Annotated in this window: 27 protein-coding genes and 1 other RNA gene; 12 read left to right on the forward strand and 16 right to left on the reverse strand. The window is 64.3% G+C overall.

The annotated features are described in order from the left end of the window. The first annotated feature begins 1 nt into the window (after position 1). From HDG34_RS05940 to purH, 4 genes are all read left to right on the forward strand, one after another. Positions 2-1,273 (forward strand): UbiH/UbiF/VisC/COQ6 family ubiquinone biosynthesis hydroxylase, encoded by a 1,272-nt coding sequence (locus HDG34_RS05940; protein WP_184058419.1) that lies wholly within the window; start codon positions 2-4, stop codon positions 1,271-1,273. Positions 1,274-1,461: 188 nt separating this feature from the next. Beyond that, positions 1,462-2,538, forward strand: coding sequence for a tRNA dihydrouridine synthase DusB (gene dusB / locus HDG34_RS05945; RefSeq protein ID WP_184058421.1), 1,077 nt, complete (start codon positions 1,462-1,464; stop codon positions 2,536-2,538). Beyond that, positions 2,535-2,768 (forward strand): Fis family transcriptional regulator, encoded by a 234-nt coding sequence (locus tag HDG34_RS05950; RefSeq protein ID WP_008919619.1) that lies wholly within the window; start codon positions 2,535-2,537, stop codon positions 2,766-2,768. The genes dusB and HDG34_RS05950 overlap by 4 nt, the downstream gene beginning before the upstream one ends. Positions 2,769-2,823: 55 nt before the next feature. After that, a complete protein-coding gene (gene purH / locus HDG34_RS05955; protein WP_184058423.1) occupies positions 2,824-4,389 on the forward strand; it encodes a bifunctional phosphoribosylaminoimidazolecarboxamide formyltransferase/IMP cyclohydrolase in 1,566 nt (521 codons plus the stop codon). A gap of 75 nt (positions 4,390-4,464) precedes the next feature. Here the strand turns inward: purH and HDG34_RS05960 are convergent, their stop codons facing one another. Then, positions 4,465-4,704, reverse strand: a complete 240-nt coding sequence (locus HDG34_RS05960; RefSeq protein WP_184058425.1) for a hypothetical protein — start codon at positions 4,702-4,704, stop codon at positions 4,465-4,467. Between the two features lie 131 nt (positions 4,705-4,835). Here HDG34_RS05960 and ruvC point away from each other — a divergent pair, with 131 nt between their 5' ends. From ruvC to HDG34_RS05980, 4 genes are all read left to right on the forward strand, one after another. Continuing rightward, positions 4,836-5,378 carry a crossover junction endodeoxyribonuclease RuvC gene (gene ruvC, locus HDG34_RS05965; protein ID WP_090801813.1) on the forward strand — a complete coding sequence of 181 codons (543 nt, stop codon included), beginning with the start codon at positions 4,836-4,838 and terminating at the stop codon, positions 5,376-5,378. A gap of 76 nt (positions 5,379-5,454) precedes the next feature. After that, entirely contained in the window at positions 5,455-6,036 is a 582-nt protein-coding gene (gene ruvA / locus HDG34_RS05970) for a Holliday junction branch migration protein RuvA (RefSeq protein ID WP_184022945.1), read from the forward strand. Between the two features lie 30 nt (positions 6,037-6,066). Then, a complete protein-coding gene (gene ruvB / locus HDG34_RS05975; protein ID WP_184058427.1) occupies positions 6,067-7,128 on the forward strand; it encodes a Holliday junction branch migration DNA helicase RuvB in 1,062 nt (353 codons plus the stop codon). Between the two features lie 23 nt (positions 7,129-7,151). After that, positions 7,152-8,129: an oxygenase MpaB family protein gene (locus tag HDG34_RS05980; protein ID WP_184058428.1), complete on the forward strand. Its 978-nt coding sequence runs from the start codon at positions 7,152-7,154 to the stop codon at positions 8,127-8,129. Positions 8,130-8,165: 36 nt separating this feature from the next. On the opposite strand, the gene HDG34_RS05985 is transcribed toward HDG34_RS05980, so the two are convergent. The 3 genes from HDG34_RS05985 to tyrS form a co-directional block, all read right to left on the reverse strand. Further along, positions 8,166-8,834: a histidine phosphatase family protein gene (locus tag HDG34_RS05985; protein ID WP_184022942.1), complete on the reverse strand. Its 669-nt coding sequence runs from the start codon at positions 8,832-8,834 to the stop codon at positions 8,166-8,168. Between the two features lie 102 nt (positions 8,835-8,936). Continuing rightward, complete coding sequence (gene dtd / locus HDG34_RS05990) at positions 8,937-9,395, reverse strand: D-aminoacyl-tRNA deacylase (protein ID WP_184058430.1); 459 nt, start codon at positions 9,393-9,395, stop codon at positions 8,937-8,939. Next, a complete protein-coding gene (gene tyrS, locus HDG34_RS05995) occupies positions 9,392-10,642 on the reverse strand; it encodes a tyrosine--tRNA ligase (RefSeq protein ID WP_184058432.1) in 1,251 nt (416 codons plus the stop codon). The genes dtd and tyrS overlap by 4 nt, the downstream gene beginning before the upstream one ends. A gap of 179 nt (positions 10,643-10,821) precedes the next feature. Between tyrS and HDG34_RS06000 the strand changes: the two genes are divergently transcribed. After that, positions 10,822-11,952: an anhydro-N-acetylmuramic acid kinase gene (locus HDG34_RS06000; protein WP_184058618.1), complete on the forward strand. Its 1,131-nt coding sequence runs from the start codon at positions 10,822-10,824 to the stop codon at positions 11,950-11,952. Between the two features lie 122 nt (positions 11,953-12,074). Here HDG34_RS06000 and erpA read toward each other — a convergent pair whose 3' ends face one another. The 3 genes from erpA to rplM form a co-directional block, all read right to left on the reverse strand. Beyond that, positions 12,075-12,440: an iron-sulfur cluster insertion protein ErpA gene (gene erpA / locus HDG34_RS06005; RefSeq protein WP_027198818.1), complete on the reverse strand. Its 366-nt coding sequence runs from the start codon at positions 12,438-12,440 to the stop codon at positions 12,075-12,077. Positions 12,441-12,664: 224 nt separating this feature from the next. After that, complete coding sequence (rpsI, locus tag HDG34_RS06010) at positions 12,665-13,057, reverse strand: 30S ribosomal protein S9 (RefSeq protein ID WP_011489810.1); 393 nt, start codon at positions 13,055-13,057, stop codon at positions 12,665-12,667. Positions 13,058-13,068: 11 nt separating this feature from the next. After that, on the reverse strand, positions 13,069-13,503 hold the full coding sequence (gene rplM / locus HDG34_RS06015; protein WP_090801822.1) for a 50S ribosomal protein L13: 435 nt from the start codon (positions 13,501-13,503) through the stop codon (positions 13,069-13,071). 636 nt (positions 13,504-14,139) lie between these two features. Between rplM and HDG34_RS06020 the strand changes: the two genes are divergently transcribed. After that, on the forward strand, positions 14,140-14,562 hold the full coding sequence (locus HDG34_RS06020; protein WP_026226035.1) for an OsmC family protein: 423 nt from the start codon (positions 14,140-14,142) through the stop codon (positions 14,560-14,562). An 86-nt stretch (positions 14,563-14,648) separates the two neighbouring features. Here HDG34_RS06020 and rnpB read toward each other — a convergent pair. The 3 genes from rnpB to pyrC form a co-directional block, all read right to left on the reverse strand. Then, positions 14,649-15,062: RNase P RNA component class A (gene rnpB / locus HDG34_RS06025), an RNA gene on the reverse strand. Between the two features lie 35 nt (positions 15,063-15,097). Next, on the reverse strand, positions 15,098-16,027 hold the full coding sequence (locus tag HDG34_RS06030; RefSeq protein WP_184058434.1) for a DUF3025 domain-containing protein: 930 nt from the start codon (positions 16,025-16,027) through the stop codon (positions 15,098-15,100). A gap of 11 nt (positions 16,028-16,038) precedes the next feature. Further along, positions 16,039-17,100, reverse strand: a complete 1,062-nt coding sequence (gene pyrC, locus HDG34_RS06035) for a dihydroorotase (RefSeq protein ID WP_184058436.1) — start codon at positions 17,098-17,100, stop codon at positions 16,039-16,041. A gap of 163 nt (positions 17,101-17,263) precedes the next feature. Between pyrC and HDG34_RS06040 the strand changes: the two genes are divergently transcribed. Further along, positions 17,264-18,223: a class II glutamine amidotransferase gene (locus tag HDG34_RS06040; protein ID WP_184050901.1), complete on the forward strand. Its 960-nt coding sequence runs from the start codon at positions 17,264-17,266 to the stop codon at positions 18,221-18,223. A 100-nt stretch (positions 18,224-18,323) separates the two neighbouring features. Here the strand turns inward: HDG34_RS06040 and HDG34_RS06045 are convergent, their stop codons facing one another. The 6 genes from HDG34_RS06045 to HDG34_RS06070 form a co-directional block, all read right to left on the reverse strand. Then, positions 18,324-19,049 (reverse strand): amino acid ABC transporter ATP-binding protein, encoded by a 726-nt coding sequence (locus tag HDG34_RS06045; RefSeq protein ID WP_090801826.1) that lies wholly within the window; start codon positions 19,047-19,049, stop codon positions 18,324-18,326. Beyond that, positions 19,046-19,723, reverse strand: coding sequence for a glutamate/aspartate ABC transporter permease GltK (gene gltK / locus HDG34_RS06050; protein WP_018421788.1), 678 nt, complete (start codon positions 19,721-19,723; stop codon positions 19,046-19,048). Before gltK ends, HDG34_RS06045 begins: the two co-directional genes overlap by 4 nt. Continuing rightward, positions 19,723-20,463 carry an amino acid ABC transporter permease gene (locus tag HDG34_RS06055; RefSeq protein WP_184058438.1) on the reverse strand — a complete coding sequence of 247 codons (741 nt, stop codon included), beginning with the start codon at positions 20,461-20,463 and terminating at the stop codon, positions 19,723-19,725. Before HDG34_RS06055 ends, gltK begins: the two co-directional genes overlap by 1 nt. A gap of 91 nt (positions 20,464-20,554) precedes the next feature. Next, a complete protein-coding gene (locus HDG34_RS06060; RefSeq protein ID WP_090801828.1) occupies positions 20,555-21,448 on the reverse strand; it encodes a glutamate/aspartate ABC transporter substrate-binding protein in 894 nt (297 codons plus the stop codon). A gap of 284 nt (positions 21,449-21,732) precedes the next feature. Then, complete coding sequence (locus HDG34_RS06065) at positions 21,733-23,055, reverse strand: Glu/Leu/Phe/Val dehydrogenase (RefSeq protein ID WP_184058440.1); 1,323 nt, start codon at positions 23,053-23,055, stop codon at positions 21,733-21,735. 162 nt (positions 23,056-23,217) lie between these two features. Then, entirely contained in the window at positions 23,218-24,174 is a 957-nt protein-coding gene (locus HDG34_RS06070; protein ID WP_018421792.1) for a LysR family transcriptional regulator, read from the reverse strand. Positions 24,175-24,338: 164 nt separating this feature from the next. Here HDG34_RS06070 and purB point away from each other — a divergent pair, with 164 nt between their 5' ends. Further along, positions 24,339-25,727, forward strand: a complete 1,389-nt coding sequence (purB, locus tag HDG34_RS06075; protein ID WP_184058442.1) for an adenylosuccinate lyase — start codon at positions 24,339-24,341, stop codon at positions 25,725-25,727. The last annotated feature ends 38 nt before the right edge of the window (positions 25,728-25,765 follow it).

Genomic DNA, 25,765 nt, shown 5'->3' on the forward strand with positions numbered 1-25,765 from the left:
GATGAACGAAGCATCTCCCTCGGCGGTGATCCTGAGGCCCGTCTCCCACCAGCAGGGGTTCGATTTCGACGTGACGATCGTCGGCGCCGGGCCGGTCGGCCTCGCGCTCGCCGGCTGGCTCGCGCGCCGCAGCGTGACGCGCGAGCTGAAGATCGCGCTCGTCGACGCGCGCGAGCCGGAAGACTCGATCGCCGATCCGCGCGCGATCGCGGTCTCGCACGGCAGCCGGATGATCCTCGAGCCGCTGCGCTGGCCCGCCGACGCCACCGCGATCGAGCGCATCCACGTGTCGCAACGCGGTCATTTCGGCCGCACGCTGATCGATCATCGCGAGCACGACCTGCCCGCGCTCGGCTACGTGCTGCGCTATGGCTCGATCGTGCATGGCCTCGCCGACGCCGTGCATGCGACGCCGGTCCACTGGTTCCGCTCGACCTCGGCCGGCGCGCCGGTTCAGGAGCTCGACGGCGTCACGCTGCCGATCGAAACCGCGGGCGTCGCACGCCAGTTGCGCACGCGGATTCTGGTCAACGCCGAGGGCGGCCTGTTCGGCGACCAGAAGCACGCGAAAAATCCGAGCCGCGCAACCGACGAATACGCCGGCGCACGCGACATCGGTAAAAACAGCGCCGGCTCGCGCGACTACGGCCAGACCGCGCTGGTCGGCACGGTCACCGTGTCCGCGCCGCAGCCGCACGTCGCATGGGAGCGCTTCACGTCGCAAGGTCCGATCGCGCTACTGCCGATGGGTGGCGTGCGTGGTGCCGACTACGCGCTCGTCTGGTGCTGCGCGCCCGACGAAGCCGCGCGCCGCGCGCAGCTTTTCGACGAAGCGTTCCTGCGCGAGCTCGACGCCGCGTTCGGCAACCGCATGGGCCGCTTTACGCACATCAAGGGTCGCACGTCGTTCCCGCTCGGTCTCAACACGGTCGACACGCTGGTGAACGGCCACATCGTCGCGATCGGCAATGCGGCGCAGACGTTGCATCCAGTGGCGGGCCAGGGCCTCAATCTGGGCTTGCGCGATGCGCATGCGCTCGTCGACGCGCTATCGGCCGAAGGCCCGACCCCGCTCGCGCTCGCCACCTTCGCGCAACGCCGCGCGCTCGACCGGCGCCTGACGATCGGCTCGACCGACACGCTCGCGCGCCTCTTTACCATCGACTTCGCGCCGCTCGCGGTATTGCGCGGCCTCGCCCTGACCGCACTCGAATTCGTGCCGCCGGTCAAAACCGCGCTCGCCCGGCAGATGATGTTCGGCCAGCGCCGTTAAGCGCGAGAAATCGCTGCGCGGTTCTATGAGCCGGGCTACTTTCATAGAAGATTTAACGGGTTACGAGACTCGGTTCGCGAGTCCCGGCAACCCGTTAACGCTAAAATAGCGGTTTTCCCTCGCATTTCGCGCTGCGCCGGTTGTCACGATTGTCAAATCCTGGCCCGTCGTCGGCGCGCGCTCAACCCATGCCCCCTCTCGGCCCCCACAATCTGCGTAACAACCTGTTCGTCGCCCCGATGGCCGGCGTGACCGACCGACCGTTCCGCCAGCTGTGCAAACGGCTCGGCGCGGGCTATGCGGTGTCGGAAATGGTCGCGTCGAACGCGCAGCTGTGGAAGAGCGAAAAGACCATGCGCCGCGCGAACCACGAAGGCGAGGTCGAGCCGATCGCGGTGCAGATCGCCGGCGCGGACCCGGAGATGATGGCCGAAGCCGCCCGCTACAACGTCGCGAACGGCGCGCAGATCATCGACATCAACATGGGCTGCCCCGCCAAGAAGGTCTGCAACGTCGCGGCCGGCTCGGCGCTGCTGCAAAACGAACCGCTCGTGCAGCGCATCGTCGAGGCCGTCGTGAACGCGGTCGGAGTCGGGCCCGACGCGGTGCCCGTCACGCTGAAAATCCGCACCGGCTGGAATCGCGAGAACAAAAACGCGCTGAACGTCGCGCGTCTCGCGCAAGCAGCGGGCATTTCGATGCTGACCGTGCACGGCCGCACGCGCGCGGACCTGTACCACGGCGACGCCGAGTACGAAACCATCGCCGCGGTAAAGGCGGCGGTGCGCCTTCCGGTCGTCGCGAACGGCGACATCACGTCGCCGCAAAAGGCGCGCGAGGTGCTCGCCGCGACCGGCGCGGACGCGATCATGATTGGGCGCGCCGCGCAGGGGCGTCCGTGGCTCTTTCGCGAGATCGAGCATTTCCTGCAAACGGGCGAGTTGCTGCCGCCGCCGCGCATCGACGAAATCCAGCAGGTGATGAACGAACATCTCGAAGATCACTACGCTTTTTACGGGGAATTTACCGGTGTCCGCACTGCGCGCAAGCACATCGGCTGGTACACTCGCGGCCTTTCCGGCGCCAACCTGTTCCGGCATCGCATGAATACGCTGGACACCACGCGCGAACAACTCCTCGCCGTCAACGAGTTCTTTGACGCGCAAAAGGCGATCTCAGACCGCCTCGTCTACGTCGACGAAGCGCCCGGCAACCCCGGGCTCGACAGCGAGAGCGAGGACAACTCCGACCGACTGGCAGCATGAGCAAGAACAACATTGAACAATCTGTCCGCGACAGCCTGGACGTGTATTTCCAGGATCTCGACGGCTCCAATCCGCACGACGTCTACGACATGGTCATTTCATGCGTGGAAAAACCCTTGCTCGAAGTGGTGCTCGAGCAGGCCGGCGGCAACCAGTCGCTGGCCGCCGAGTATCTCGGCATCAACCGCAATACGCTGCGCAAGAAGCTGCAACAACACGGTTTGCTGTAGCGCGTCGTAGTTTCTCGCGCCCTGCCACGTTTCCCTTCGGCTTTTCGTCTTCATCATGATCAAGCAAGCGCTCATCTCCGTTTCCGACAAGTCCGGCATCGTCGACTTCGCCAAATCGCTGTCGGACCTCGGCATCAAGATCCTGTCGACCGGCGGCACCGCGAAACTGCTCGCGGACGCGGGCCTGTCCGTCACCGAAGTCGCCGACTACACGGGTTTCCCGGAAATGCTCGACGGGCGCGTGAAAACGCTGCATCCGAAGGTGCACGGCGGCATCCTCGCGCGCCGCGACCTGCCCGAGCACATGGCCGCGCTCGAGAAGCACGACATTCCGACCATCGACCTGCTGGTCGTGAACCTGTACCCGTTCGTGCAGACCGTGTCGAAGGAAGAATGCTCGCTCGAGGACGCGATCGAGAACATCGACATCGGCGGCCCGACGATGCTGCGCTCGGCCGCGAAGAATCACCGCGACGTGACGGTGGTGGTCGATCCGGCCGACTACGCGGTCGTGCTCGACGAAATGCGCTCGAACGGCAACACGGTGTCGTACAAGACGAACTTCCGCCTCGCGACCAAGGTGTACGCACACACCGCGCAATACGACGGCGCGATCACGAACTACCTGACGAGCCTGACCGACGAGTTGCAGCATTCGTCGCGCAACGAGTACCCGGCTACCTTCAACATGGCGTTCGACAAGGTGCAGGACCTGCGCTACGGCGAAAACCCGCATCAGAGCGCGGCGTTCTACCGCGACCTGGCGGTGCCGGCCGGCGCGCTCGCGAATTACAACCAGTTGCAGGGCAAGGAACTGTCGTACAACAACATCGCCGACTCCGACGCGGCGTGGGAATGCGTGAAGACCTTCGACGTGCCGGCCTGCGTGATCGTCAAACACGCGAATCCGTGCGGCGTCGCGCTCGGCGCGGACGCTCACGAAGCGTATTCGAAGGCATTCCAGACCGATCCGACCTCGGCGTTCGGCGGCATCATCGCGTTCAACCGTGAAGTCGACGAAGCGACCGCGCAAGCGGTGGCGAAGCAGTTCGTCGAAGTGCTGATCGCGCCGTCGTTCAGCGCCGAAGCGCGTCAGGTGTTCGCGGCGAAGCAGAACGTGCGTCTGCTCGAAATCACGCTTGGCGAAGGCCATAACACGTTCGATCTGAAGCGCGTCGGCGGCGGCCTGCTCGTGCAGTCGCTCGACTCGAAGAACGTGCAGCCGCGCGAGTTGCGCGTCGTCACGAAGCGTCATCCGACGCCGAAGGAAATGGACGACCTGCTGTTCGCATGGCGAGTCGCGAAGTACGTGAAGTCGAACGCGATCGTGTTCTGCGCGAACGGTATGACGCTAGGCGTCGGCGCGGGCCAGATGAGCCGCGTGGATTCGGCGCGCATCGCGAGCATCAAGGCGCAGAACGCCGGTCTGACGCTGGCCGGTTCGGCGGTCGCATCGGACGCGTTCTTCCCGTTCCGCGACGGTCTCGACGTGGTCGTCGCGGCAGGCGCGACCTGCGTGATCCAGCCGGGCGGCTCGGTGCGCGACGACGAAGTGGTCAGCGCCGCCGATGAGCACAACATCGCGATGGTGCTGACTGGCGTGCGTCACTTCCGTCATTGATCGGCTGAAGTTCGGTAGCCGCAAGACAGGCCCGGCGGGTTGTCCCGCCGGGCCTTTTGTTTCGCGGCGACGCGTTCAATCGTCCGGCTCTTTGCGCGCGTAACCGTCCCGCACCTGCGCATGCTGGCTGATGTACGTGCCCAAACCCCGGCCCCGCCGCGCGAGACGCTTCAGCACCGCGACATGTTCGGCGCCGACACTCGCCTCTGTGTACCAATACACGACGCCCGGCCGAAAGCGCACCTTGATTAAATCGTCGCCGATTTCGTAAGCGTCGACACCCGAGTCGCCGCTGAGATTGCGGTAGCGCTCCATTCTCGATCGCCCTCCTTGCGCAAAGCCATTAGCAGCTTTTATTCCGCTAAGCATGCTGTCAGCGGACCGCCGCGCGCCGCGTTCGATGTAGTATCGCAGGCACCTGGTTTTTATCGCTTGTGCGGCACCTCATGAGAATTCTCGGCATCGACCCCGGCCTGCGCGTGACCGGCTTCGGGGTGATCGAACAACACGGCCACACACTGAGCTACGTCGCGAGCGGCGTGATCCGCACCGCCGACGCCGATCTGCCGTCGCGGCTCGGCACCATCTTCGCGGGCATCTCGACGCTGATCCGCGAGCACGCGCCGGATCAGGCGGCCATCGAAAAAGTCTTCGTCAACGTCAATCCGCAGTCGACGCTGCTGCTCGGCCAGGCGCGCGGCGCCGCGATCTGCGGGCTCGTCGCGGGCGGCGTGCCGGTCGCCGAATACACCGCGCTGCAGCTGAAGCAGTCGGTGGTCGGCTATGGCCGCGCGACCAAGGAGCAAATGCAGCAGATGGTCGTGCGGCTGCTGAGCCTGGCGGGCGTGCCCGGCACCGACGCCGCCGACGCGCTCGGCATGGCCATCTGCCACGCGCACGGCGGCTCGACGCTGAGCACGCTCGGCGGCATCGCACCGGCGCTCGCGAAGAAGGGGTTGCGCGTGCGGCGCGGGCGTCTGGTGGGCTAGCGCAACTATGCCCCGCGCCGCCGATCCGCTGCGCTACACTCGCGCTTTCCCATCCGACTCTGAAAACTAATCCGCCATGATCGGTCGCATTGCCGGCGTTCTGCTGGAAAAAAATCCGCCGCATCTGCTCGTCGACTGCAACGGCGTCGGCTATGAAGTGGACGTGCCGATGAGCACCTTCTACAACCTGCCGTCGACCGGCGAGCGCATCGTGCTGCTCACGCAGATGATCGTTCGCGAGGACGCGCATCTGCTGTACGGCTTCGGCACCGCGCAGGAACGCTCGACGTTCCGCGAGCTGCTGAAGATTTCCGGCATCGGCGCGCGCATGGCGCTCGCGGTGCTGTCGGGCATGAGCGTCGCGGAACTCGCGCAGACCGTCACGATGCAGGACGCCGCGCGCCTCACGCGTGTACCGGGCATCGGCAAGAAGACCGCCGAGCGGCTGCTGCTCGAACTGAAGGGCAAGCTCGGCGCCGACCTCGGCGCGATGGCGGGCGCCGCGTCGCCATCCGACCACGCCTCCGACATCCTCAATGCGCTGCTCGCGCTCGGCTACTCGGAAAAAGAAGCGCTCGCGGCGATCAAGAACGTGCCGGCCGGTACGGGCGTGTCCGAGGGCATCAAGCTCGCGTTGAAGGCGCTGTCGAAGGGCTAAGCGCCAAGCCGCGCGCGGTACAATGACCGCATGATCGAAACCGACAAACTCGCCGCCGAGCGCATCATCGCGGCCACGCCCGTGTCGCCGAACGAAGAAGCGTTCGAGCGCGCGCTGCGCCCGCGTCAGCTCGACGAATATGTCGGGCAGGAGAAAGTGCGCGGCCAGCTCGAAATCTTCATCGAGGCCGCGAGGCGCCGTTCCGAATCGCTGGACCACGTGCTGCTGTTCGGGCCGCCGGGCCTCGGCAAGACCACGCTCGCGCACATCATCGCGCGCGAGATGGGCGTCAATCTGCGGCAAACGTCGGGGCCGGTGCTCGAACGCGCCGGCGACCTCGCCGCGCTGCTGACCAATCTCGAAGCCAACGACGTTCTTTTCATCGACGAAATCCACCGGCTCTCGCCGGTCGTCGAGGAAATCCTGTATCCAGCGCTCGAGGATTATCAGATCGACATCATGATCGGCGAAGGGCCGGCCGCGCGCAGCGTGAAGCTCGATCTGCAGCCGTTCACGCTGGTCGGCGCGACCACGCGCGCGGGTATGCTGACCAATCCGCTGCGCGACCGCTTCGGCATCGTCGCGCGACTCGAGTTCTATAACGCCGAGGAGCTCACGCGCATCGTCACGCGTTCGGCCGCGCTGCTCGGCGCGCAGATCCATCCGGACGGCGCGTTCGAAATCGCCCGCCGCGCGCGCGGCACGCCGCGTATCGCGAACCGCTTGCTGCGGCGCGTGCGCGACTTCGCCGAAGTGAAGGCCGACGGCAACATCACCGCGCAGGTGGCCGACGCCGCGCTCAGCATGCTCGACGTCGACGCGGTCGGCTTCGACCTGATGGACCGCAAGCTGCTCGAAGCGATCCTGTACAAGTTCGACGGCGGCCCGGTTGGTGTCGACAATCTCGCGGCGGCAATCGGCGAGGAGCGCGACACGATCGAAGACGTGCTCGAGCCGTATCTGATCCAGCAGGGCTTCCTGCAGCGCACGCCGCGCGGCCGCATCGCCACACTGCTCACGTACCGGCATTTCGGACTGGCCGCGCCGGATTCGGCGAGCGCGCGGCCGGGTCTGTGGGATTCCACGAACTGAGTCACGCGACGAGGCCGACCAGGATGTCAGACCAGACCCAGCAACCCGGCCCTTCCAACCGTTCACCTGTCAATCCCGCCGGCGACCCGTCCGGCAATGTCACGCAGCGCCTCACCCACCGCCTGCGCTCGAAGCTCGCCGCCGGCGTCACGCATCTGACGACCGGCAGCGGACCGGTGCTCGACTACTCGTCGCCGCCGGGCGACCCCGGCCTGTTCGGGCCGGACTCCGTCTGCTGGAAAGTCCACGCCGACTTCACGTCGATGATGACGGGCGGCATCAGCGCGCTGCTGCTTCAGGCGCTGCATCCGCTCGCGCTCGCGGGCGTTTGGGATCACTCGAGCTTTCGCACCGACATCCTGGGCCGGCTGCGTCGCACGGCGACGTTCATCGCCGGCACAACGTACGCCAGCAAGAACGATGCGCTCGCGCTGATCGAGCGCGTGAAGCGCATTCATCTCGACGTGACCGGCGTCGCACCGGACGGCCAGTCGTATCGCGCGAGCGAGCCCGCGCTGCTGACGTGGGTGCACGTCGCGGAAGTGTCGAGCTTCATGACCGCGCACCTGCGCTATGTGAATCCGGTGCTGTCCGTCGCGGCGCAGGATCAATACTTCGCGGAAACCGCGCGCATCGCGGAAATGCTCGGCGCCGTCGATATTCCGCGCTCGCGCGCCGAGATCGAGGCGTACCTGCTCGCGATGCGGCCCGCGCTCGTCGCGAGCGAGCGCACGCGCGAAGTCGTGAGTATTCTGATGAACGCGCCGGCACCGAGCTTCGCGATGCGGCCCGCTGGCACGCTAATGCTCAACGCGGGGGTCGATCTGTTGCCCGACTGGGCGCAGACGATGCTCGGCTTGAATCGCCACGCGGCGCTGCGTCGAACCTTCGCGCGGCCTGGCGTGCGGGTCGTCGCGCCGGTGATCCGCTGGGCGCTGGTCAATGGAGTATCGAAGCGGGCTCGGCGCCGCGCGGCGGCGGCGGTGCGGGAGCAGGATTGATTGCGGCACGCGTCTCGGGCCATTGCCCGCCTTCGCTTACCGCCCCGGTCCCTTCCTGAAACCATCATCGTCGGCGCTGCCCGCGTCGAGATGCGTTACGTCCGCCCACGACACGATCGTCGCGCGACCGTCCCCGTAATCCACGACGTTCAGGCTGGTGTTCAGCAGCGGGTAGTCGCGCGGTGCGTCGAGCCGCATGCCGGTTGCAAAGCGGCGCACGCAGTCGAGCACGCCGCCATGCGTGACACAGGCGATGCGCCCGCCCGGATGCGCGGCGACGAGCGGCTCGATCGCATGCACGATGCGGTGGTAGAACACGCGGTGCGACTCGCCCTCGGGCGGCGCAAAGCCGGGATCGCGGGTTTGCCACTGCGCGTATTCGTCGGGGAAACGCAGCGCGATCTCGTCGCTGTCATGGCCCTGGAACGCGCCGTACGAGCGCTCGCGCAAGTTCTCGCGCGACTGCAGCGGCAGGCCGAGCGCCTCGCCGATCGGCTGCGCGGTCTGCTGCGCGCGCTGCAGGTCGCTCGAATAGATCGCGTCGAGCCGCGCGCCCTGCTTCGCCTCGTCGGCGAGGCGCTGCGCGAGACGTCGCGCCTGCGCGACGCCGGTCGTCGCGAGCGGAATGTCGATGTGGCCTTGAATGCGCTTGATGCGGTTCCAGTCGGTCTCGCCGTGCCGGATAAACAGGATCTGCGTCGTCATGAGAGAGAGGTGCCGTTCGCGGTTGTGTCGAGCGACTATTGTCGCAAAAAGCAGCGGCACGGCCCGCGTGCGGCGACGGCGTGCTCGAGCGTTTGCGTTCTTTTACGCGTTGGTCTGCAACCAGAACGTGACCGGCCCGTCGTTGACGAGCGACACCTGCATATCCGCGCCGAACTCGCCAGTCTCGACGATCGGATGCTTCGCGCGCGCGGCCGCGACGAAGTAGTCGAACAGGCGCTTGCCCTCGTCGGGCGGCGCGGCCGGCGTGAAGCTCGGGCGCAGGCCGCTGTTGGTATCGGCCGCGAGCGTGAACTGCGAGACGAGCAGCAGGCCGCCCGCGCGTCCGGCGCCGTCGAGATTCTGCACCGACAGGTTCATCTTGCCGGCCGCGTCGCTGAACACGCGGTAACCGAGCACCTTGGCGAGCAGCTTGTCGGCCGTGGCCTCGGTGTCGCCGCGCTCCGCGCAGATGAGCGCGAGCAGGCCCGCGTCGATCGCGCCGGTCACGCGATCGGCGACGCGCACTTCGGCGCGCCGCACGCGTTGGATCAGCGCGATCACGCCGTCAGCGTCACGCGCGCGAAACGGCGCTTGCCGACCTGCACGACGTACTCGCCCGCTTCGACCTTCAGGCCCTTGTCGGACACCGCGGCGCCGTCGATCTTCACGCCGCCTTGCTCGATATTGCGCAGCGCCTCGCTCGTCGACGGTACGAGGTTCGCCTGCTTCAGCAACTGGCCGATCGCGAGCGGTGCGCCCGCGAGCGTCACGGCCGGGATGTCGTCGGGCACGCCGCCCTTCGCGCGATGGTTGAAGTCCTCGAGCGCGCGTTCGGCGTCCGCCTGCGAGTGGAAACGCGCGACGATTTCCTGGCCGAGCATCACCTTGAAATCGCGCGGATTACGGCCCGCGTCGGCTTCACTCTTGAAGCCGGCGATCTCATCCATCGGACGGAACGACAGCAGTTCGAAGTAACGCCACATCAGCGTGTCGGAGATGCTCATCAGCTTGCCGAACATGTCGGTCGGCTTTTCGCTGATGCCGATGTAGTTGTTCTTCGACTTCGACATCTTCTCGACGCCGTCGAGCCCTTCGAGCAGCGGCATCGTCAGGATGCACTGCTGCTCCTGGCCGTACTGCTTCTGCAACTCGCGACCCACCAGCAGGTTGAACTTCTGATCCGTGCCACCGAGCTCCAGGTCCGCGTTCAGCGCGACCGAGTCGTAGCCCTGCATCAGCGGGTACAGGAATTCGTGGATCGAGATCGGCACGCCGCCCTGGAAGCGCTTCGTGAAGTCCTCGCGCTCGAGAATGCGTGCGACCGTGTAGCGCGACGCAAGCTTGATCATGCCGTCGGCGCCTAGCGGCATCGACCATTCGCTGTTGTAGCGAATCTCGGTCTTGTCGCGATCGAGCACCAGCGCGGCTTGCTCGAAATAGGTCTTCGCGTTCGATTCGATCTGCTCGCGCGTAAGCGGCGGGCGGGTCGCGTTACGCCCGGACGGATCGCCGATCAGCGACGTGAAGTCGCCGATCAGGAAAATCACCGTGTGGCCGAGGTCCTGCAACTGGCGCATCTTGTTCAGCACGACCGTGTGGCCGATGTGGATGTCGGGTGCAGTCGGATCGAGCCCGAGCTTGATGCGCAGCGGCTTGGCCGTCGCCGCGCTGCGCGCGAGCTTTTGCGCGAATTCGTCTTCGATCAGCAGTTCGTCGACGCCGCGCCTGGTCACGGCGAGCGCGTGACGGACTTCGTCGGTGATCGGGAAGGCGGAAGCGGGATTAGGCTGGGTGGACTCGGTGCTCATGCTGGAAACGTGAAGTCGCGAAAAAACAGGATTGTCCCATAGATGCGCGCCGCCGCGCCCACTCACGCGCCCCGCACGGCCCCGCGACGGGCCAATTCGTTGCGGCTCGCGTCACCTTCGCCGTTTGCGCCGATAATCTGCTACAACGAATCGGAATGAACATCGACAGGAGCAGCGACGTGGCGCAAGATCCCGCAGACGGCATCTATTTCGGACTGATGTCGGGAACCAGCATGGACGGTGTGGATGGCGTGGCCGTCCGGTTTGCCAATGGGAAGCCGCCCGAGGTGCTGGCCGAGGCGTTCGTCGGCTTTTCGGCCGGCATCCGCGAAGCGCTGTTCGCGCTGCAACAGCCGGGGGACAACGAGATCGAGCGCGAGGCGCTCGCCGCCAACGCGCTCGCGACGCGCTACACGGTGTGCTGCCACGATCTGCTGCGCGACAGCCGCGTATCGGCCGATGACGTCCGTGCGATCGGCGTGCATGGGCAGACCGTGCGGCATCGGCCGGAAAAGGGGTATACGCGACAGATCAACAACCCGGCGCTGCTCGCGGAAATGCTGCATATCGACGTGGTCGCCGATTTCCGCAGCCGCGATGTCGCGGCAGGCGGCCAGGGCGCGCCGCTCGTGCCCGCTTTTCACGCGACGATCTTCGGTGCGAAGGACGAAACGCGCGTCGTCTGCAATCTTGGCGGAATCAGCAACATCACGATCCTGAACGCGACCGGCGGCGTGCGCGGCTTCGACTGCGGGCCGGCGAACGCGCTGCTCGACGCGTGGGCCGAGCGCCAGCTCGGCAAGCCATTCGACGAAAACGGTCATTTCGCGGCGAGTGGCCAGGTCGATCGCAAGCTGCTGAACGCGTTGCTCGACGAACCATTCTTCGCAGAGCAGCCGCCCAAGAGCACCGGCCGCGATCTGTTCAACACCGCATGGCTCGATGCGAAGCTCGAGCCGTTCTCCGCGCTCGCAGCAGCCGACGTACAGGCGACGCTCGTCGCGCTGACCGCGGTGACGGTCGCGCGCGAGATTGAGCGGCATGCATCCAATGCGCGGGCCGTGTACGTGTGCGGCGGCGGCGCGCGCAATCCGGAGATCATGAAGGCGTTGCAGCAGGCGCTCGAAGACAGTGGTGTAAGCGGCGTGCCCGTGATGACGACCGACGCGCTCGGCGTGCCGCCGAGCCAGGTCGAGCCGCTCGCGTTCGCGTGGCTCGCGATGCGCTGCATCGCGCGTCTGCCGGGCAGTCTGCCAAGCGTGACCGGGGCATCCGCGGAGCGGGTGTTGGGGGCTATTTACCCGCGCTGAGAAAAGGCAGATGCGAACAAACCCACGCCTCTTGATGTCGCGGGTTGCCTCTGCGGCGCGAAAACAATAAAAAAAACTGCGCCGAGGCGCCGTTTTCACTGTGGCACGAAGAGCCTGTCCGCTCAGACCGAGAACGACGAACCGCAACCGCAGGTCGTGCTCGCGTTCGGGTTTTTGATGACGAACTGCGCGCCGTTGATGTCGTCCTTGTAGTCGATCTCTGCGCCGACCAGGTACTGGTAGCTCATCGAGTCGATCAGCAGCTGGACGCCGCTCTTGTTCATCACGGTGTCGTCTTCGTTGATCGCTTCATCAAACGTGAAGCCGTACTGGAAGCCCGAGCAGCCGCCGCCCTGCACGAACACGCGCAGCTTGAGCTCCGGGTTGCCTTCCTCATCGATCAGTTGCTTGACCTTGTCAGCCGCTGCGTCGGTGAAGACGAAGGGGGCCGGCATCTCGGTCACGGGGGTGTCGGTGACTGCGTTCATTCGAACTCTCCAAATAGCTTTAGCCGATATTGTAGGGCTGTTCCGGATATCGTGCTGAAGCCCACAAAATCAATGGGTTCTTGCTGCAAGGTCGATGCAAGGCGAGCCGATGCCGCTTGAGCGAACGAGACCGGCCGGCGAACCATAAAAAAAGCCGCCTTCGCGCGTGGCGTTGGCGGCTTTTGCTGCAAACCGGCGTGAAGGCCGGTTCGCGCCCGAAACGATTAACGCTTCGAGAACTGCTTGCGGCGACGCGCCTTGTGGAAGCCGACCTTCTTACGTTCGACTTCACGAGCGTCACGCGTGACGAAGCCAGCCTTCGACAGTTCCGGCTTCAGCGTTGCGTCATAGTCCATCAGCGCGCGGGTGATGCCGTGGCGAACCGCACCTGCTTGACCCGTTTCACCGCCGCCGGTCACGTTGACCTTGATGTCGAACGTGACACCGTGGTTCGTGAGTTCCAGCGGCTGACGCACGATCATCAGCGACGTTTCGCGCGAGAAGTAGTCGGCGATGGGCTTGCCGTTCACAACGATGTCGCCCTTGCCTGCCTTGATGAACACGCGAGCGACGGCACTCTTGCGGCGGCCCGTGCCGTAATTCCAGTTACCGATCATGTGGGCTCCCTTTAGATCTCGATCTCGAGCGCCTTCGGCTGTTGTGCCGAATGCGGATGCGTTGCGTCAGCGTAGACCTTCAGCTTCTTGATCATCGCGTAGCCGAGCGGACCCTTCGGCAGCATGCCCTTGACCGCTTTCTCGAGCGCACGGCCCGGGAAGCGTTCCTGCATCTTGCCGAACGTCGTTTCATAGATACCGCCCGGATAGCCCGAGTGACGGTAGTACTTCTTGTCGGTAACCTTGTTGCCCGTGACCTTCAGCTTGCCGGCGTTGATGACGATGATGAAATCACCGGTGTCGACGTGGGGAGTGAATTCAGGCTTGTGCTTGCCGCGAAGACGGTGTGCCACTTCGCTGGCGACACGCCCGAGAACCTTATCCGTCGCGTCAATCACGTACCATTCGCGCGTCACCTCATGGGCTTTTGCGGAAAACGTCTTCATGATCGATCCAAAAAAATTGCTGCGCCCAATGTGTTCTTTCCTGCTTGTAGTGTGCGCATCGAGGCGCGTGCAGGCTCTCCCTGGTTCTTCTTCCGCGGGCGCGGATGCGGAAAAGCCCTGAATTATAAAGGAATTTGTGCTGGCAAGTCAAAACGTGCGATGCGCTCGCCGCGAGCGGCCAGGAAACGGGGCGAAACGCCTGACAAACGGGGCGAAAAAAAACCCGAACGAGCGGCTCGGGTTTAATCCACCAAAGGAGGAGGTGGAGGAGACAGCGGAGGTTGCAGAACTGCTGCAACGATGAAGTAAATTATAAGAGTCACCCTTGTGCAACGCAAGAAGATTTGCATTGTGAAATTAGTTTTCACAATGTGACAGATTCGAGGCAGGGAGGACATTTGACGAAACTCCTTTTGGCTCAAGCACTAAAGGCCAAAAAATTCGAATCGCATCAGACATGCCTTAGAGTAAGTACCCTAAACTGTCCGAGGAATTCTGGAACCACCCGCCCATTCCGCACCGCAACAAGAAAGCAATCACCGTGCATGGACGCGGGATGCGCTCAGCGTGCGCCAATCCTCAGACGCCGGGCTACAATGCCGTCTCGACAAAGCGATGCGCGGTGGGAGTGACAGCATGGAATGCAAAGTAAGCTGGATGGGACAAGACGGGATGGCGTTCGCGGCCGAGACGGGCAGCGGTCATCTGGTCGCGATGGACGGCGCACCCGAGGGTGGCGGACGCAACCTCGCGCCGCGCCCGATGGAAATGGTGCTGCTCGGCACCGGCGGCTGCACCGCCTACGACGTCGTGATGATCCTGAAGAAGAGCCGCCAGGAGATCGCCGGCTGCTCGGTGACGCTGAAGGCCGAGCGCGCGAGCGAAGATCCGAAGGTGTTCACGAAGATCCACTTCCACTTCACGGTGACGGGCAAGAATCTGAACCCGGCGACCGTCGAGCGCGCGATCAACCTCTCGCACGACAAATACTGCTCGGCGTCGATCATGATCGCGAAGACCGCCGAGCTCACGCATTCGTTCGACATCGTCGCGCTCTGAGCGCGAAAGCGATGGCGGCCACGGCCGCCACCCCGCCCTAAATGAAAAAGCCGGCGTCCCAACGGACGCCGGCTTTCCTTATACAGCGGCAAAGCAGGCCGATAAGCCGGATTCTGTGCACGCGCCGCGCCCGAAGACTCGACCCGCGTGGCAGCCATTCCTCTAGGCGCGCCATTACTGACGCGCTCAAGCTTCCTACCCGCAGACGAGACGGGGGCCCCGTCCTGCATCGCGAAGATGCGCGCCTGCCTACTTGGAATTGCTCCGGGTGGAGGTTACCGTGCCGGTCTGCCTTGCGACAGCCGCGGTGCGCTCTTACCGCACCGTTTCACCCTTACCTGATCCCGGCTTGCGCCGGGCCATCGGCGGTTTGCTTTCTGTTGCCCTGTTCCGCGTGTCGCCACGGATGGCCGTTAGCCATCACCCTGCCCTGTGGAGTCCGGACTTTCCTCGCCCTCGTTGGCCGAAGCCGTCGAGGCCGCGACTGCCTGGCCTGCTTTGCTGGCGCGAATTTTAACACCGAACTTGGAAGCGCCTAGCGCTTGCGCCGCCCCGTGCGGAACACGGACGTGTCGTCGTAGAACGCCGGCGATTCGTTCTCGGGCCACCAGCCCGGAATGCCGAGCACCGGCAGCGGCGCGAACATGCGGCTCGTCAAAGCGTCGGGGCCGAGCAGCGCCGCGCTGACGGCTTCATCGAGCCATGCGTCGCGCGTCGGGGTGTCCCATTCGAAATACTCTTCCGGAACGTCGACGATCCATGCATGGCCGGTGCAGCCCTTGAACGGCGCGATCAGCTTTTCGAGCAGCGCATGGCCGAAGCACCGCACTTCGCAGCTCCGCCCCCACGCATCGCGCCACGCGACAAACAGCGTCTGCCACTCGAAGCCGCGTAGCGCGGCGCTCAGCGAAGAATCGGCGCAAGCGAACAGCAGCGCGTTTTCGTCGAAGAGGGTCAGCATGTCGCGCACACCGCCACGCGTCGGGCCGACGCCGAGCACGTCGAGTTCCGCCGACTGGCGCGCGTTCAGCGCCGCCTTGATGCGCGGAAACGCGAACCACATCGAACCGTTGAAGAAGTCGTGCAGATTGTGGCGCGTCGGCACGCAACCGGTCGACGCTATATGCCCCTCGTACGCGGCACCCGGTGGCAGGTCGTCCTGCGCGATGAACGCAAGAGGCTGGCCGCGGCCGGTGGTCTGTTGCATCTGGGCGGCGTCGGCGTTCATCGCGGCGAGAAGGTCCGCGTAGCCGGTCAGCGCGGCTTGCTGCCAACGCTGACCGCGTGTGGCGAATTGCGCGAACCACGGCTTCGACCAGTCGATTGCGGCGAAGCACTGTGGCAGAGGCTCGGGTGCCATGCCGCGCGCAGCTTTGGTCGCCGCGGCTTCATGCGCTACCGCGGAGCCCGCTTTCGCCGCCTTATCAATCTTGGCAGCGCGCTGCCCCGCCTCACGCTCCCGCATCTACCGCAGCCTCAAACGAGACGCCAGCCAATCGACTCCCCGCCTCGCAGCGGCACGACCGGCGTATCGCCGGCCGGCAGTTCGGCCGGCAGCGTCCATTCCTCGCGACGCAGCGTGACCTTCTCCGTATTGCGCGGCAGACGGTAGAAGTCCGGACCATGGAAGCTCGCGAAGCCTTCGAGCTTGTCGAGCGCGCCGGCCTTGTCGAATGCTTCGGTATAGAGCTCGAGCGCGTGCAGCGCGGTGTAGCAGCCCGCGCAACCGCACGCGTGTTCCTTCAGCCCCTTCGGATGCGGCGCGCTGTCGGTGCCGAGGAAGAAGCGCGGATCGCCCGAGGTCGCCGCCTCGACCAGCGCGACGCGATGGGTCTCGCGTTTGAGCACCGGCAGGCAGTAGTAATGCGGACGGATGCCGCCCTGGAAAATCGCGTTGCGGTTGTACAGCAGATGGTGCGCGGTGATCGTAGCGCCAAGCAGTTCCGGCGCGACGCCCGCTTCGCGGACGTAGTCGGCCGCGTCCTTCGTCGTGATGTGCTCGAACACGACCTTCAGCGCCGGAAATGCGCGGCGCAGCGGCATCATCACGCGATCGATGAAGACCTTTTCGCGATCGAACAGATCGATGTCCGAATCGGTCACCTCGCCATGCACGAGCAGCGGCATGCCGACTTCCTGCAGCACTTCCAGCGTCTTCGCGCACTTCATCAGATCGGTGACGCCCGCGTCGGAGTTCGTCGTCGCGCCCGCCGGGTACAGCTTCACGCCGTGCACGAAGCCGCTCTCGCGCGCGCGGCGGATCTCGTCGGGCGGCGTGTTGTCGGTCAGGTACAGCGTCATCAGCGGCTCGAATTTCGCGCCCTCGGGAATCGCGGCGATGACGCGCTCGCGATATGCCTCCGCCATCGCGGTCGTCGTGACCGGCGGCTTCAGGTTCGGCATGATGATCGCGCGACCGAACTGGCGAGCGGTGTCAGGCAGCACGGCCGCGAGCATCGCGCCGTCGCGCACGTGCAGATGCCAGTCGTCCGGGCGGACCAGTGTGATGGCATCGGGGGAAACGTTGGAAGCAGTCATGGCAGGAATACGAGACTTCGCGCGCCTCGCTGATCGACCGGTCAAACCGCGTTGTAGCGGCCCAAACACATGTCAATTTTGCTATTTGGCGTCTCCGGCTCGGTGATATGCTTGGGAAATCATCATTGTAACGGCTCACTCCGTTCACAGGCTCACCTGCAACATGTGCCAACTTCTCGGAATGAACTGCGCCGCGCCGACGGACGTCACGTTTTCCTTTACCGGCTTTGCGGCGCGTGGCGGCGTCACCGATCACCACGCCGACGGCTGGGGCATCGCTTTCTTTGAAGACAAGGCGTGCCGCTTGTTCATCGATCATCAATCGTCGGCCACGTCGCCGATCGCCGAGATGGTCAAGCGCTACCCGATCAAATCGAAAAACACGATCGCGCACATCCGCAAGGCGACGCAAGGGCACATCCTGCTCGAAAACTGCCACCCGTTCATGCGCGAACTGTGGGGGCGTCACTGGATCTTCGCGCATAACGGCGATCTGCAGGCTTACGCGCCGGAACTGAACGGCGTGTATCAGCCGGTCGGCACGACCGACAGCGAACTCTCGTTCTGCGCGCTACTGGAAGGTTTGCGTAAGGCTTTTCCGGGCGCGCAGCAGCCGCCGCTTCACGAGCTGTTCGCCGCGCTCGAGACGCTCACGCGTGAAATCACGCAGTACGGCGTGTTCAATTTCCTGATGTCTAACGGCCAGGCCCTGTTCGCGCATTGCTCGACGCATCTGCATTACGTCGTGCGTCGCTGGCCGTTTTCGACCGCGCATCTGGTCGACGCGGACGTATCGATCGATTTCGCCAAATACACGACACCCGAAGACCGCGTCGCAGTCATCGCGACCAAGCCGCTGACCGACAACGAAGTGTGGACCGCGTTCAAGCCCGGCGATCTGCTGATGTTCCAGCATGGCGACGTGATCGGCCGCGCCAATATTCCGGTGCCGCAGTCGGTGCTCGAAAAGTTGCGCAATCCGGCACTCGACGCATCGGCGTCGGCCACGACGATCGCGGCGTCGAACGGCGCGCACGCGGTGGGCACGAGCGCAACGACGCTTTCACCCGACAGCGAAACCGATCTCGAAGCCGCCGATGACACGGCAGCGTTCGAGTCGTAAGCCGCCGCGTCACCCTACGTCTGCGAAACAAAAAGCCGCTCCACGGAGCGGCTTTTTTTCGTCCCGCGCGAGCCCCGAAACGAGGCCTGCACGCCAACCCTCAGTGCAGAATCTTCGCGAGAAAATCCTTCGCGCGATCCGACTTCGGATTCGCGAAGAAGTCTTCCTTGCGGTCGTCTTCGACGATCAAACCCTTGTCCATGAAAATCACGCGATGCGCGACCTTCTTCGCGAAGCCCATTTCGTGCGTCACGCACATCATCGTCATGCCTTCCTGCGCGAGTTCGACCATCACGTCGAGCACTTCGTTGATCATCTCCGGATCGAGCGCCGAGGTCGGCTCGTCGAACAGCATCGCGATCGGGTCCATGGAGAGCGCACGCGCAATCGCCACGCGCTGCTGCTGACCACCGGACAGCTGCCCCGGATACTTGTCCGCATGTGCGCGCAGACCGACGCGATCGAGCAGCTTCAGGGCCTTCGCGGTCGCCTCGTCGTTCGAGCGGCCGAGCACCTTGACCTGCGCGAGCGTCAGGTTCTGCACGATCGACAGATGCGGAAACAGTTCGAAGTGCTGGAACACCATGCCGACCTTCGAGCGCAGCTTCGACAGATTGGTTTTCTTGTCGGTCAGTGACTGGCCGTTGATGACGATCTCGCCCTTCTGGAACGGCTCGAGTCCGTTGACGGTCTTGATCAGCGTGGACTTGCCCGAACCGGACGGCCCGCACACCACGACCACTTCGCCCTTTTTGACTTCCGTCGTGCAGTCGGTCAGCACCTGGAAATGGCCGTACCACTTCGAAACATTCTTGATAGAGATCATCTTGCGACCTTTTTCTGAAGACCTTTGACGAGGCTCGACGCGATCACGCAGATCACGAAATAACACGCGCCCGCGAACAGTACCATCTCGACGTTCGTGCCGTCACGATCGCCAATATTCGTAGCCGTGCGGAAGAAGTCGGCGAGGCTGATCACGTAGACGAGCGACGTATCCTGAAACAGCACGATACCCTGCGTGAGCAGCAGCGGCACCATCGCGCGGAACGCCTGCGGCAGCACGATCAGGCGCATCGCCTGCCCATAGGTCATGCCGAGCGCGAACGACGCGTTGACCTGCCCACGCGGCACCGCCTGAATGCCGGCGCGGATGATCTCCGAATAATACGCGGCCTCGAACAGCGAGAACGCGACCATCGCCGAGGCGAGCCGGATGTCGATGTCGGCCGACAGACCGAGCACGCTTTGCAGCACCTGCGGCACGATCAGGAAGAACCACAGCAGCACCATCACGAGCGGGATCGAACGGAAGAGCGTCACGTAAGCCTGCGCGAACCATCCGAGCGGCTTGATCGGCGACAGTCGAAACATCGCGAGAATGGTGCCCCAGATGATGCCGAATACGATCGCGATCAGCGTGATCTTGAACGTGATGATCGCGCCGGTCCATAGCGTAGGCAGCGCGCCCGGAATACCGCTCCAGTCGAAATGATGCATCACTTTCCTCCGATGTAGCCGGGCAGCCGGGCCTTCACTTCGACCCAGCGCATCAGTTGCATCACGATCAGATTGATCAGCATGTATGCGACCGTGACCGCGATGAACGACTCGTAAGTTTGCGACGTGTAGTCGACGAGCTGGCGCGCCTGCGCGGACAGATCGAGCAGACCGATCGTCGAGGCAACCGCGGAGTTCTTGAAGATGTTCAGAAACTCGGAGGTGAGCGGCGGCACGATGATGCGGTACGCGACCGGCAGCAGCACATAGCGATACGTCTGCCACTGCGTGAGGCCTACCGCCAGACCGGCCGCGCGCTGGCCGCGCGGCAACGCGTTGATGCCCGAGCGCACCTGCTCGCACACGCGCGCGGCGGTGAAGAGGCCCAGACACACGATCGACGATGAGAAGAACTGCGCGCCCGGCGGCAATTGCTTGAACCAGTTGCCGATCGACACGGGCAGCAGCTCCGGTATCACCAGATACCAGATGAAGAACTGCACGATCAGCGGAATGTTACGGAAAATCGCGACGTAGACGGTGCCGACGCCCGACGCCCATTTGTTGGGCACCGTGCGCAGCACACCGAAGAGCGAGCCGACGATCAGCGCGATCACCCATGCCGACAGCGACACGGTGACCGTCACCCGCAGCCCCGAGAACAGCCAGCCCAGATAGGTGGTCGGCTCGCCCGTGGAGACGGGACTCAGCAGAATGCCCCAGTTCCAGTGATATGACATGGCCAAGACTCCGGCAAAAAGAAACGGAAGAAGCGCGTGGCCCCTTCCGTTGCGTTCAGCGTTTCGAAAGTGTCGAAAAAGCAGCTAGGGTTTAGTCGATTGCCTTGTCGTTCGGATTCTTGAACAGCGCACGCATATCGTCGCTCATCGGGAAGTTCAGGTTCAGGCCCTTCGGCGGGATCGGCGATTCGAACCAGCGCTTGTAGATCTGTTCGCCTTCGCCCGACGTTTGCACCTTCGCGATGGCGTCGTCGGCGACCTTCTTGAAGTCGGGGTCGTTCTTGCGCAGCATGCAGCCGTACGCCTCCCGCGATTGCGGCGTGCCGACGATCACGAAATCGCCCGGGTTGCTCGACTTGGCGCGCTCGCCGGCGAGCAGCGCGTCGTCCATCATGAACGCGGCGGCACGGCCCGTCGACAGCGTCAGGAACGATTCGCCGTGATCCTTCGCGCTGATGATGTTCATGCCCATGTTCTTGTCCTGGTTCATCTTGCGAAGCAGGCGCTCGGACGTGGTGCCGGCGGTCGTGACGACCGTCTTGCCCTTCAGGTCCGGGAAGTCCTTGATGCCGGAATCTTTCTTGGTCATCAGGCGCGTGCCGATCACGAAGATCGTGTTCGTGAAGGCGGCCTGTTGCTGACGCTCGAGGTTATTCGTGGTTGAGCCGCACTCGATGTCGACCGTGCCGTTCTGCACGAGCGGAATGCGGTTCTGCGACGTGACCGGCACGAGCTTCACCTTCAGGTTCGGCATGTTCAGCTTCTGCTTGACGGCCTCGACGATCTTCATCGCGTAATCCTGCGAGTAGCCGATCACGTTCTGCTTTTCGTCGTAATAGGAGAACGGGATCGACGATTCGCGATGGCCCAGCGAAATGACGCCCGTATCCTTGATCTTTTTCAGCGTGCCCGAGTCTTGCGCATGCGCGCCAACCGTAAACAGTCCGAGAGTCGCGAGCAGCAGCGCAGCTTTTTTAATCTTCATCTTGATCTCCTTGGCAAGAACCGGCGCCAGTGTAACAAAGTAATTTTTCTGAAAGTATCGCTATTAACCATTCTGTTGCGCGCACGCCGCGATGGGCTTGCAGCGCCGTGGCACGGCCGTTTCGCGCATATGAGAAGGCGGGCGGCATCGATAGGATGCCGCCCGCCGGTCAAACACGCCGTCTTGTGGACCGCGTTGATGCACGAAGTTTCGGCAGTGTGCGCCTCCCGGCCCGGATACCGGGCCGCGTCACCGCCGTTTCAAACAAGATAGGACACGGTCCATCAGGGATACAAGCCGCGCATCTCGCGCGCCTGCAAAATCCGCTTGCACGCGACGATGAACGCAGCCGTGCGCACCGACACGTTCTGCTCGCTCGACACCTGCCACACCGCCGCGAACGCTTCGCGCATCACGCGCTCGAGGCGCTCGTTGATCTCGTCTTCGGTCCAGAAGAAGCTCGAGAAGTCCTGGACCCATTCGAAATATGACACTGTCACACCGCCGGCATTCGCGACCACGTCCGGAATCACGAGGATGCCGCGATCGTGCAGGATGTCGTCCGCCGCCGTGGTGGTCGGGCCGTTCGCGCCCTCGACGATGATCCTGGTCTTGATCTTGCCGGCGTTTTTTTCGGTGATCTGATTTTCCAGCGCCGCCGGAATCAGGATGTCCGACTCGACGGTCCAGAACTCATCACCGGTGATCGCATCGGCTTCGGGGAAACCGCCGACGCCGCCCGTCTTCGCGACGTAGTCGAGCAGCGCGACCGCGTCGATGCCGGTGGACTTGTACACCGAGCCTGTATGGTCCTGCACCGCGACGACCTTCGCGCCCGCCTCCTGGAACAGACGCGCGGCGATGCCGCCGACGTTGCCGAAGCCCTGCACCGCGATACGTGCGCCTTCGATGTCGAAGCCGATGCGGCGAGCCGCTTCGCAGCCCACCACGAACACGCCGCGGCCGGTCGCCTCGCGACGGCCGAGCGAGCCACCGAGCGTGATCGGCTTGCCAGTCACGACGCCGGTGGCCGTCTGGCCCTGATTCATCGAGTACGTGTCCATCATCCACGCCATGATCTGCTCGTTCGTGTTCACGTCCGGCGCGGGGATGTCGGTATTCGGTCCGATGATGATGCCGATCTCGCTCGTGTAGCGGCGCGTCACGCGCTCGAGCTCGCCACGCGACAGCGTGCGCGGATCGACGCGGATGCCGCCCTTCGCGCCGCCGTACGGCACGTTCACCGCCGCATTCTTCACCGACATCCACGCGGACAGCGCCATCACTTCGGATAGCGTAACGTCCTGGTGATAACGCACGCCGCCCTTGCCCGGACCGCGCGACACGTTGTGTTGCACGCGATAACCCTCGAAGTGCGCGACCGTGCCGTTGTCGAGTTCGATGGGCACGTCGACGACGAGAATGCGCTTCGGGCGTTTCAGGGTTTCGAGCCAGCGGGACAGCGAACCGAGATACGGCGCGACGCGGTCGACCTGGCGCAGATAGTTGCCCCAAGGGCCGAGGTCTTTCTTATTGAGGTAGGAGGGAACGGCTTGCAACGTTGAGGCGGCTTGTACCGATTCTGCGGCTTGTTGCTGGGATGACATGAACGCTCCGGCGTTTGATCGAGTACGGGCATTGTGGAAAAACGCCGTATCGAAATCCAATGCCGTTTCCTTATCCCGTTATGTTTTTCTTGCATAACGTTCGCAAAGCCGCAAATTCGCGTCGTCGCGACGCGGGTTCGAGTTTGAGTTTTATGCCGCGGCTCAGGCGGCGCTCTGCCGGAGTTCCTCCGACACCACGTCCCACAACTGGCGCACGAGAATCTGGCGCGCGTCGTCGCTTTTCGCGGCGAGCTTGTCGCGATACAGGCGAATCTCCATGCTGAGCGTCAGTTGCCCTTCGGGCGTGCCGCGCGTCGCACGATCGAGGCGGATCAGCCGGCCTTCGGCCACCGCATCTTCGACCGCGCTATGCGGCAGAAACGCGATGCCGTGACCAGCGAGCGCCATCGCCTTGAGCCCCTCGGCCATGTCGGTTTCGTAGAGCCGGTCGAGGTACAGGCGCTCCGGCGCGTTCGCGAGAATCACCTCGGTCATGCGCCCGAGGTACGCGTTCGGCGTGTACGACAGATACGGCGCGGGCGCATCGGCCGAGCCTGGCAGCGTGTGACGCGGCCGCCCCGCGCGGGCCGGCGCCGAGAACGGGCTGATCGGCTCGTGGCCGAGCGTCAGCATGTCGTAGCGCGCCGGATCGAGCGCGACCGGATGGCTCGGATGGTGGTAGCCCATCATCAGATCGCAGCCGCCTTCCACCAGCGAGAGCGCCGCGTCGTGCACGTTCAGCGCGCGCAGCCGCGTGTGGATCGGGCCCATCTGCGCCTCGATGCGCTGCAGCCAGCGCGGGAAGTAAGTGAGCGACAGCGTGTGGGGGACCGCGAATTCGATCGTCGCCTGGGGCGTCGCCGTGTGGCCGCGCAGCAGCGCGCGCGCCTCGTGGAATTGCGACAGCATCGCGAGCGCCTGCTCGTTGAACACCTGACCGGCCGCCGTGAGCCGTGTCGGATAAACAGAACGGTCGATCAGTTCCGTGCCGAGCCACGCCTCGAGCGCCTGGATGCGGCGCGAGAAAGCCGGCTGCGTGACGTGGCGCAACTCGGCCGAGCGGCTGAAGCTACGCGTTTCCGCGAGCGAAATGAAGTCTTCGAGCCATTTCAGTTCCATGCGATTGCGCTTGCCGTCGAGAGGGAAGAAGTCTGCATTCTAGCGGCGCGGATTGCGACCCACGCATCCGGGCGGGCCGATCGCGTCACAGTGGTAAAATTCAGGGTTCCCTCCGTTCCCGACCCGCTCGCTGAGCGCTCAACCGCTTCAACCCGGTCCTCATCATGTCCGACACCCGCCCCGACACCCTGTTCGCGCTGAACGCGCTTTCCCCGCTCGACGGCCGCTACGCCGCCAAAACCGAAGCCCTGCGCGACTGGCTCTCGGAAGCCGCCTTCATGCGCAATCGCGTGACGGTCGAAATCCACTGGCTGATCGCGCTGTCGCGCGCCGGCTTCGCTGAAGTGCCGCGCTTCTCCGAGGCGTCCGAGCAATTCCTGCTGCAACTGGCCGAGCGCTTCACTGCGCACGATGCCGCGCGCATCAAGGAAATCGAGCGCGTGACGAACCACGACGTGAAGGCCGTCGAATACTGGCTGAAGGAATCGGTGAAGGGCCATGAAGAACTGGAGCGCGCGAGCGAGTTCATCCACTTCGCGTGCACGTCGGAAGACATCAACAACACGTCGCACGGCCTGATGCTCGCCGGCGCGCGCGAACACGTGATCCTGCCGGCGCTGCGCTCGGTGCATCAACGCCTCGTTGCGCTCGCGCACGCGCACGCCGCCCAGCCGATGCTGTCGCGCACGCACGGCCAGCCGGCCAGCCCGACCACGCTCGGCAAGGAAATCGCCAACGTCGCCGCGCGGCTCGCGCGTGCGATCGAGCGGATCGCGAAGGTCGAACTGCTCGGCAAGATGAATGGCGCGGTCGGCAACTTCAACGCGCACCTGTCCGCGTATCCGGAGTTCGACTGGGAAGCATTCTCGAAGGACGTCGTCGAGAACCGTCTGAAGCTCGCGTTCAATCCGTACACGACCCAGATCGAGCCGCACGACTACATGGCCGAGCTGTTCGACGCGATCTCGCGCGCGAACACGATCCTGCTGGATCTGGACCGCGACGTGTGGGGCTACATCTCGCTCGGCTACTTCAAGCAGCGCACGAAGGCCGGCGAAATCGGTTCGTCGACGATGCCGCACAAGGTCAACCCGATCGACTTCGAAAACTCGGAAGGCAACCTCGGCCTCGCGAACGCCACGTTGCGTCACCTCGCCGACAAGCTGCCGGTGTCGCGCTGGCAGCGCGACCTGACCGACTCGACGGTGCTGCGCAACATCGGCGTCGCGTTCGGCTACTCGCTGCTCGCGTACGACTCGCTGATCCGCGGCCTCGACAAGCTCGAAGTGAATGCGCAGCGTCTGAACGAAGACCTCGACAACTGCTGGGAAGTGCTGGCCGAGCCGGTGCAGACCGTAATGCGCCGTTACGGCATCGAGAATCCGTACGAGCAGCTGAAGGAGCTCACGCGCGGCAAGGGCATCACGCGCGAGGCGCTGCAGAGCTTCATTGGCGGCCTGGCGATTGCGCAGGACGCGAAGGACCGCCTGCTCGCGATGACGCCCGGCTCGTACATCGGCCGGGCCGTCGAACTGGCGAAGCGGATCGGCTGATCGGCTGGGCCAGCTTCTTCAATGCGTAAAAAAGCCGC

Origin of the sequence: Paraburkholderia sp. HC6.4b, from assembly GCF_014200875.1 — a bacterium.
Lineage (GTDB): Bacteria > Pseudomonadota > Gammaproteobacteria > Burkholderiales > Burkholderiaceae > Paraburkholderia > Paraburkholderia tuberum.